This window comes from Mycobacterium sp., assembly GCF_025933915.1.
GTDB lineage: Bacteria > Actinomycetota > Actinomycetes > Mycobacteriales > Mycobacteriaceae > Mycobacterium.
Window position 1 is genome coordinate 1 of record NZ_JAICZA010000180.1, and the last position, 8,133, is coordinate 8,133.

At 66.2% G+C, this 8,133-nt stretch carries 7 protein-coding genes; 3 read left to right on the plus strand and 4 right to left on the minus strand.

All coding sequences use genetic code 11. The features are described from left to right. The 4 genes from Q0W90_RS21115 to Q0W90_RS21130 form a co-directional block, all read right to left on the minus strand. The coding region (locus tag Q0W90_RS21115) for a PPE domain-containing protein (RefSeq protein ID WP_297776365.1) at positions 1–270 on the minus strand (270 nt) is incomplete at its 3' end. Positions 271–295: 25 nt separating this feature from the next. Further along, a complete protein-coding gene (locus Q0W90_RS21120) occupies positions 296–1,342 on the minus strand; it encodes an alpha/beta hydrolase (RefSeq protein WP_297602028.1) in 1,047 nt (348 codons plus the stop codon). 434 nt (positions 1,343–1,776) lie between these two features. Further along, entirely contained in the window at positions 1,777–2,133 is a 357-nt protein-coding gene (locus Q0W90_RS21125) for a phosphoenolpyruvate carboxylase (RefSeq protein WP_297602029.1), read from the minus strand. A gap of 549 nt (positions 2,134–2,682) precedes the next feature. Next, on the minus strand, positions 2,683–4,350 hold the full coding sequence (locus Q0W90_RS21130; protein WP_297776367.1) for a helix-turn-helix domain-containing protein: 1,668 nt from the start codon (positions 4,348–4,350) through the stop codon (positions 2,683–2,685). A gap of 394 nt (positions 4,351–4,744) precedes the next feature. Between Q0W90_RS21130 and Q0W90_RS21135 the strand changes: the two genes are divergently transcribed. From Q0W90_RS21135 to Q0W90_RS21145, 3 genes are all read left to right on the plus strand, one after another. Further along, the gene (locus tag Q0W90_RS21135) at positions 4,745–4,960 is read left to right on the plus strand and encodes a hypothetical protein (protein WP_297698871.1); all 216 of its coding nucleotides are present in this window, start codon (positions 4,745–4,747) and stop codon (positions 4,958–4,960) included. Next, a complete protein-coding gene (locus tag Q0W90_RS21140) occupies positions 4,957–5,319 on the plus strand; it encodes a hypothetical protein (RefSeq protein WP_297698873.1) in 363 nt (120 codons plus the stop codon). Before Q0W90_RS21135 ends, Q0W90_RS21140 begins: the two co-directional genes overlap by 4 nt. A 230-nt stretch (positions 5,320–5,549) precedes the next feature. Beyond that, the coding region (locus Q0W90_RS21145; protein ID WP_297698877.1) for an AAA family ATPase at positions 5,550–8,133 on the plus strand (2,584 nt) is incomplete at its 3' end.

Genomic DNA, 8,133 nt, shown 5'->3' on the forward strand with positions numbered 1-8,133 from the left:
GGCCTGGGTGGCGGTCTGCTCGCAGAGGTCAGCTGTCATCGTCAGCCACGCCACGTAGGGCGCGGCGGCGGCCGTCATCGCAACCGACGCGGCGCCCAGCCATGCTGCGCCGGCCAGGCCCGAAATCACCGACCCGTAGGACACCGCCACGGAATGCAGGTCGGCGGCCAGCCCGCCCCAGGCCGCTGCGGCAACCAGCATCGATCCACAGCCGGGGCCGGCATACATGCGGCCCGAATTGATTTCTGGTGGCAACGCCCCGAAATCCATCGTCGAAAACCTCAGGGTCTCTTAGCTATCCGGTCGCTTCGCGGATGTAGCGGCCGATCTGGCGCAGTGAGCGGGTGGCTTCCGGGATCATCGGCGCGGCGAGTTGAAACACGTGGATTTGGCCCGGCCATACTTGCACTTCGACCGGCACACCGGCGGCCGCCAGTCGTCGGGCCGCGAGCTGCGCGTCGTGCAGCAACACCTCGCAACCGGACACATGGATCAACGTGGGTGGCAGGCCGGGTTCGATGTGATCGAGCGGCTCGTAGAGCGAGTCGGCGTGCCCGTCGGCGTTGCGGTGTGCTGCGGCGCGGGTGATCAAGCCGTGGACGGCGTCGAACGCCCTGGGCGGAAACATTGCGTCCGAGCCGATGTTGGGGTGGGTCCTTTTGGGTTGTGTGGCAAGTTGCAGCAGCGGTGACATGGCCACCAGCGCGGCGGGCCGCTCACCGCACTTAAGCAGGCGCTGAGCCAATGCCAGCGCCAGGTAGCCGCCCGCGGAATCGCCGGCCAGCACGATCTGGTCGGGCTCATAACCTTTTTGGCGCAGCCACGAGTAGCCGTCGTAGCAGTCGTCGATCGCGTCGCTGATCGAATGTTTGGGAATCTTGCGGTAATTCGGCACCAGCACGGGGCTGTCGGCGACACCCGACAGCATGCTCACCAGTCGGCCATGCGAGTAGGCACCGCAGGTGAGAAAGGCCCCGCCGTGCATATACAGCACGGCCCGGTGGGTGCCGTCGGCCGGTAACACTCCGGCGGCGCGGACAAGCTGCGCGGTGCAATGCGCCAGCCCGATTCCGGCGCGCACCGTGCCTGGAGCCGGCGCGATGCCACGGGCGGCAAACTCGACGACGCCCCATGGCCACGGTGCCGAGGGCAGGTAGCTGCCCACGCTCAACGTGGGCCGGATCATCAGCCGGGCACTCAGCCAGGCGATGCGCCCGGCCATGCTCGGACCGTCCTGGATGACGTCAACGACAGTGTCCGCGCGAAATCGCCGAGATTTTCGTGCCCTGGGTGCTGTTAGGCGGGGGCGCGACGAACGCGACGCGGTGGCGGGTGCGCTCATGTCAACTCCTCCACGCCGACGTCACCGGGCGCCCCACGCCACCGCAACCGGATTCACCTGACGTCAGGGCGAGGCTCGTCATGTCGGCCCTAAGTTGAGGACTGGCCCGCACGCCCGGCATAAGAGGCCGACCTGCCGGTCAACGAATCTGGGCGATTCGCTTGGTTGTTGGCGCGTACCCCCGCACGACGGGCACTGCCGATTCGCCACGGTCGTGGCCTGCTCATCACGGCGCTGCCAGACAGCCGCGCGTCCCCGCGCCACCGCTCGGCGGCGTCGGTTCTCGGCACGGGCGACCAGCCCCGCGGTGATCGCAGACCCCGCACAAACTGCGGCGGCGACGCCGAAATCGGTTAGTTGGCCATAGATCAACGTGAGGGCGGCGTAGTCTCCGGCCACGACAGCCAGAAACAGGGAGGCGATGCGTAGTCGGGTCATGGTGTCAGCCCCTCGGGCCCGAACGCGCGCACAGTGAAGACACTGCGCAGGCATCCAGTAGGACGCTGGCAGGTGACGCACACCGGGTGGGTGCCACGCCGAGACGCCATCTCGCGTTTGTCGGCAACGTAGGTCACCATCGCCCATCGCAACGTATCCAGGCAGGCCTGGCAGAGCGTCTCGACGAGGCCGCCGTCTGCGGTCAGCCCCATCTGGTCGCATCCATCGATGGCGTGTATCTCGGCGACCGCCACCGCTCGCGCACCGCAGGTAATGCCGGTCGACACCCGCTGGGCGCTACAGACGGGTTGCAGCGCGTGAAGTTGATCCTCGATCGCCGGGACGGCGTCCATCGCGCCATCTCCCTTCCGGCGCACCCATAGCAGGGCAGACACGGCGGCGTCCCGCACTCGAGGCAGCAGCCATGGTGTTCGTACGGCGCCGGAGGCGTATTCAGCGGACGATCGTTGAAATTGGTGAGGCTTCATCTGGTTTCTCCAATTCGCGGCGATGGCGTTTTGCGGCGGTCAACGGAGCTGGCTCGTCCACCGTCACCGCGACATTGCTCGCTTATGCGGCATCGAACGCAGATCCGAAAAACATGGTCGGTTCCGTGTACCGTCCGCTCTCCATCTGTTAAGGCAGCATTAACCGGTGTGGGATGAGTGGTCATCACCCGGCAAACTGATTCACCCGGGTGATTTGCCTAGAATTTCGAGAATCACAAGCCTGCCGGTCAAAATGTCGCTAGCGGCGGCTAATTCGGGCGGCATCGCGTGGCGGCGCGAGCGGCGATCCCCCGGTTTGGCTATCGGGAGCTTGTGGGGCTAACCGCCGCGGACCACGGCGATTCGCGATGATGATCGTGGGCCAATGCTTTTGGGACGAAAAGCGCGGGGGTGTTACGCGATGCCGTAGTCGTTGATCTTGCGGTAGATGGTTGCCCGCGACATTCCTAAGGTGCGAGCCGCCTCTTGTTTGTTGCCGCCGTTGTCTTGCAGGCTACGGACAATCGCGTCGCGCTCGAGGGCTTCCATTTGGGTCAGCTTCCGCCGCGTGACGGACCGGCACTCGGGGGGCAACTTGTCGGCGCCGATGATGCCCGATCGTTGACGGGCAACGGTCTCGGTCAGAACCAACCGCAGCTGCGAAACGTTGCCCGGCCACGGCAGTCTGCTGAGGTGGCGCATGGCGTCGGGCGCCAGCGCTACATCGGCCCCCCGGGTGAGCTCGCGGAGCAGGAGCGGCACCAACTCCTCGAGGTCGTCAATCCTGTGTCGCAGCGCCGGCACGGTGACGCTGTGGGTGAACAGCGGCAACAGCTGCTTGATCGGTGCCGAAGGAGCCGCGGAGCTTTTGGTCGCCGCGATCCAGCCTCGGCCTGCGCGCGTGGCGAGCATCGAGGTGATCGCCTCGAGCGTGTCCTTGTCGATGTCGTCCACGTCGGCGAGCACCACTGCGAAGTCCTCATCACCGGACAGTGTCGCCAGCTCTGCAACGAAAGACGCTGCGCTGGCAAATGTTTCGGTACGCATCACACGAACCGTTCGGCCCCGCTTCACTTCCTGCCCCACAGCTTGCGCCAGCTTTGCCCGACCGGACCCTTTCTCTCCCTCGAGCATCACCCATTCTCGGTCGCGACAGCATTGCCGCACCTGCTGACAGCAGCTCAGCCAGGCGCTGTTACGACCTGCCAGGCCTGGAATTCGAACGTGCACCGAGCGGTCGGTTTGAGACGGATGCAAGCCGGTCTCGGCGGAAACGTCGACGTGAAAAACGACGTTGGCGCGTCCCGCCGTCGTCGACCGGTCGGCGGCAGAGATCTTGGCGACGCGCCCCCGAGAAAGAACAGCCAGCACCGTGCCCGACAGCGTGGAGGTGAGCAGGTCCGAGGCGTGTTCGAGCACGGCGGCTTGCTCGTTTCCGTCGAGCGCGTGCCGCAGATACGGGTTCATCATCACCACATCGCCACCGATCGCGAGCACGCCGCTCGAAGATCGCCGTGCCTGCTGCAGATAAGCCTCCAAAAGCGCGGTCTCACTCTCATGAGCCACCGCCCGCAGGCGATCCTCGATGTGCCGACCAGTGCTGGCGGCCAGCGCGAGCAGCAGTGGATCGGATTGGTCGGCAAGGCAACTCAGATTCACGGCGCCGATCAGTCTGTGCGTTATGGGATCACGGATCGGCGAACCCGCGCACGCGAAACCGGTGAACATAGCGACGTAGTGCTCGCCGCCACCGATGAATGCGGGCCGTCCGGTTTCCAGTGCGGTGCCAATCCCGTTGGTGCCCGCCACCTCTTCAGCCAAGCTGTACCCCGGCGCGAGGCTCACCGTGTCCAACGCGTTGAGGATGGCCACTTCCGCGGCGGTCCTTTCAACCACTACGCCGTCAGTTGATGTCAGAACAACGCTGACGCCTTGCGCGGCCAGGTCATCGGTGACGCGCTGCAGCACCGGCGCGGCCGCGCGTGCCAACCGCGAGTCCCGATTGGGTTCGCGCACAAAGGGCAACTCGACCCGGTCGGGGTGAATGCGCAGGGCCTGCGAGCGACGCCAGGACTCCAGCACGCTCGGGGGCAAGGTCTTTGCCTCCAAGGAGCCCTCGCACAAGAACCGTTCCCTCACCCGGCGAACGTCGGTTTGGGCGTCGGCCCGCAAACTCATCGACGCATGGACCTCGCTCCTCGACTGAGCGGTGCAGCCGCCCCCAATACCGGCATCTCAAATTGAGACGCGCAAACCTACTCAGATTGAGACGTTCAGTGTACGCCCGCGGCGGTGTGATGGGTCACGTCAGCTAATACATCGGACGGGTCGGAAAAGTGACGATGAGGCAGCAACGGCACACAGCGTCGAACGCAACGGCGGCTGGCTATCAGGCGGTCCGACGCCGGCCATCCCGGTACGAGCCGCCCGATGCAGCGCGACAGCCACAACCTGACCCAGCGAAAGGCATGGAGAAATGACTATCTATCTGCTGACCGATCGCCTACATGACGGCCGTACCGTACGCGTCCAAGCAGATGACATCGCACCGACGGTGGCCTCATGGCTGGCCGAGTTGGGCGCCTGCAGTCCACTAGTTGAGTTGCTCAGCCAAGCGGTGCGCGATGGTGACTGGCCTGCAACGCACGGGATAGCCGACTATCTGTCGGTGGAAGTCCAGGTGGCGGCATGACATCGGGCGCGGAGTCGGAGCGATTTTCGGAGGCATACTCCGTCCACCCGCCGACACCGCCGCTGATTCAGACCGCCTTTGGCAATTTGAATCGCCGGATGGACAGCCGGAATCCCGATGGCGGTCCGCTGCTTTTGATCTCCTGTCAAAAAGACCACATCGTCCCAGACGTCGCTAGCCCTGCCGATTACAAGCTCTATGGCGAATCGACGGCCGTGACCGACCTGAAGCAGTTTGCCGATCGCGGCCATTCGCTCACGATCGATGGTCGCCGGCGCCAGGTTGCCGACTTTGCGTTGGGGTGGTTGACCAGGCGTGGGGTTAGCGCCACCGCGCTGTCTGAGAGCAGGCTTCGATGAGCGTCAAGCCCGCGGCTTCTGCCACGTATGTTCCCTTGGATCGTCCCCGTACACCCGGGCGCGGGAATGTGCCAGGTCCGTCGCGACAAATGGTCGAACACGATCCACAGCAAAGGGGGCTGAGGAACACGCCTACACTGGCTACCAGCGCTAAGGGTGGCGAGGACTGTGGACGGCACAACGGGGAAGTCTTGCGCCCGCCTACTTCACGTCGGGGGGCGGCGGTTCGCGTGAACACCGCGAGGACGTCGGGGAACGTGCGCATTCCGCCGATTCGTGGCCGGGCGGGCGAGCTGAAGGTGGTCGGCGCGCTGATCGCGGCGCTCGCTCAGGGGCGCGGGGGCGTACTGCTCATCGAGGGCCCGCCGGGCATCGGGAAGAGCCGCTTGCTGACCGAGGTCTTGACGCTCGCGGAGAAGGCCGGAGTTCGCGCACTATTCGGCGAAGCCTTCGAGTACCAACAGACGGTGCCATTTTTCTCGCTGTTCATGGCGACCCTGCGCGCGGATCCTCCTGTCGGTGATGCGGAGGCTTTGCGCCGCTTGGGCACGTCGGCCGATCTGCGCTACTGGGTGGTGCGCGATCTGCAAGCCGCCATCCATTCGGCCGCGTCCCGAACGCCCGTGGTGATCCTCCTCGAGGACATCCATTGGGCCGACAACGCCACCCTGCTCGCGCTTCGGTCGCTGGCCGCGACACGGCCCGATGCTCCGGTCCTGTGGGTGCTTACCGCCCGAACCGGCGCCGGCGGCCCGGTCGTTCGCGAGACGCTGACCGCCCTGGAACGCGAGGATGCCAAGTTTCTGCGGTTGACGGCCATGGCACCGAACGCGGTCGCCGACATCGTGCAAGATGCCGTGCGAGCCAACGCGGATGCGTCGCTCCTGAATCTGGCCGACAAGGCGCACGGCAACCCGTTCCTGCTCACGGAGCTGCTGAGAGGACTGGACGAGGAAGGCCGGCTCGATGTCAGCGGGGGCCGCGCGGGCGCCACCGGAGACTCGTTGCCGCGGCGGCTCAGCGACACCATGCAGCAACGCCTCGACCAGCTCTCCCCCGCTGCGAGCCAAGTCGTGCGAGTAGCCGCCGTGCTGCCTGACCGGTTCTCGGCCCGGCTGCTCGCCGCGATGCTGGAGCGCCGACCCACCGCCCTGGTGTCGGCGATAGAAGAGGCAATCCACGCCGACCTGCTCATCGAAGACGGTGAACAGATGAGGTTTCGTCACGACCTGCTGCGCGAAGCGACGCGGCAATCGTTGCCCCAGTCGCTGCGCCGAGCGATGGAGCGGCAATCAGCGAGCGTCATGCTGGACATGGGGGCGGCGCCCGAGGAGGTCGCAACCCAGCTCGCCCGCAGCGCGGAGGTGGGCGATCAGGCCGCGATCGCTGCACTCCGCGAAGCCGCTCACTCGGTGGCCAATGGCGATCCGGGCGCTGCGTCGGATTTGAGCAAGCGCGCGTTGGAGCTCCAGCCCCCCCAGGACCCAGGACGCGGGCCACTCGTGGCGGAAACGATCGTGCTGCTCAACCGGGCCACACGCTACGAAGAGGCGGAAAGGCTGGCCGGCGCCACCCTGTCTGCCGCGCTGGCGCCCGAAGAAGAGGCAGAGATTCTTCTCCGGCTCCGGACGCCGATCACTGATACGACAACGCAGCACATCGAAGACAACCGCCGCGCACTTCAGTTGCCCCACCTCAGTGACGTCACCCGGGCGCGACACCAGGCGTGGCTGGCGTACAACCTGGCGATGTACGGCCTGCACGGCCACGACAGCGCGGCAGCCGACGAGGCGGCGGCGGCCGCCGCAACCACAGGCGATCTCGAGTCGAGCATTCTGTCCGGAGTAGCACTTGCCTGCCTTGACTGCGCGAACGGATATCCGGGCCGCGCGCTGCACCGCGTTGAGGAACTGCAAGCCCTGCCCCCCGCGGGCGACATGACCGCTCATAACCTCGCCGCATGCCACCTGGCAAACCAGCTTGCCGTGGTCGGACGGTTGGAAGATGCCGCGACGGTGGTCGCGAACTGCACGGAGAAATCCCTGCAGGAACGCGACGGCATGGCGCTGCACATCTGGGACCTGACGGCGGGGGTTGTACAGGTGGCCGCGGGCCGGCTCTCGGCTGCCCGCGCCACCACCGAGCGGCTGCCCACGCCCGAGCGAACGGGATCGACCTTCGTCACCGCGATGCGCATGTTCACCCTGGCCGAGGTGGCGGCGCGCACCGACGACCGGACGTTGTTGATAGAGACGATGAGCGAGGCGCGCGATGCGTACATCAACGGTTCACCTGCCGTACGTCGCGGGGCGGCGTGCGCGCTAGGGCTGTCGGCGTGGCAGCGCGACGACGTTCATGAAGCGGTGCGCTGGCTCGGTGGCGACATCTCGCTGCTCGTGACCCCGTTCTTGCCGACCGTGTTGGATCAGCTGACCCTGACCGCACGGGTAGCCTCAGCGGCCGGTGATGCCGGCCTGCGCGCGCGTCTCCTGGACGCCGTTGACGTGCTCGAACGCGAGCGGCCCGCCGTTCGATTGTTCGCCACGGTCGCGCAACACACCCGCGGCATCCTGGAGCGGGACGCCGAGGTATTGGTGGCCGCCGCGGAGTCGCTTCACGCGTCGTCGCGGCCGCTTCTTTATGCCAGCGCTGCCGAGGATGCCGGCGGCGAGTTGAGTCGCGCACAGCGCAACTCCGAGGCACTCGACCAACTCAATGCCGCGTTCGACACCTACATCGAATGCGGGGCGATCGCCGATGCCCGCCGAGTCGGCCGCGCGCTGCGCCAATTAGGCGTGGAACGGCGCATCGTCA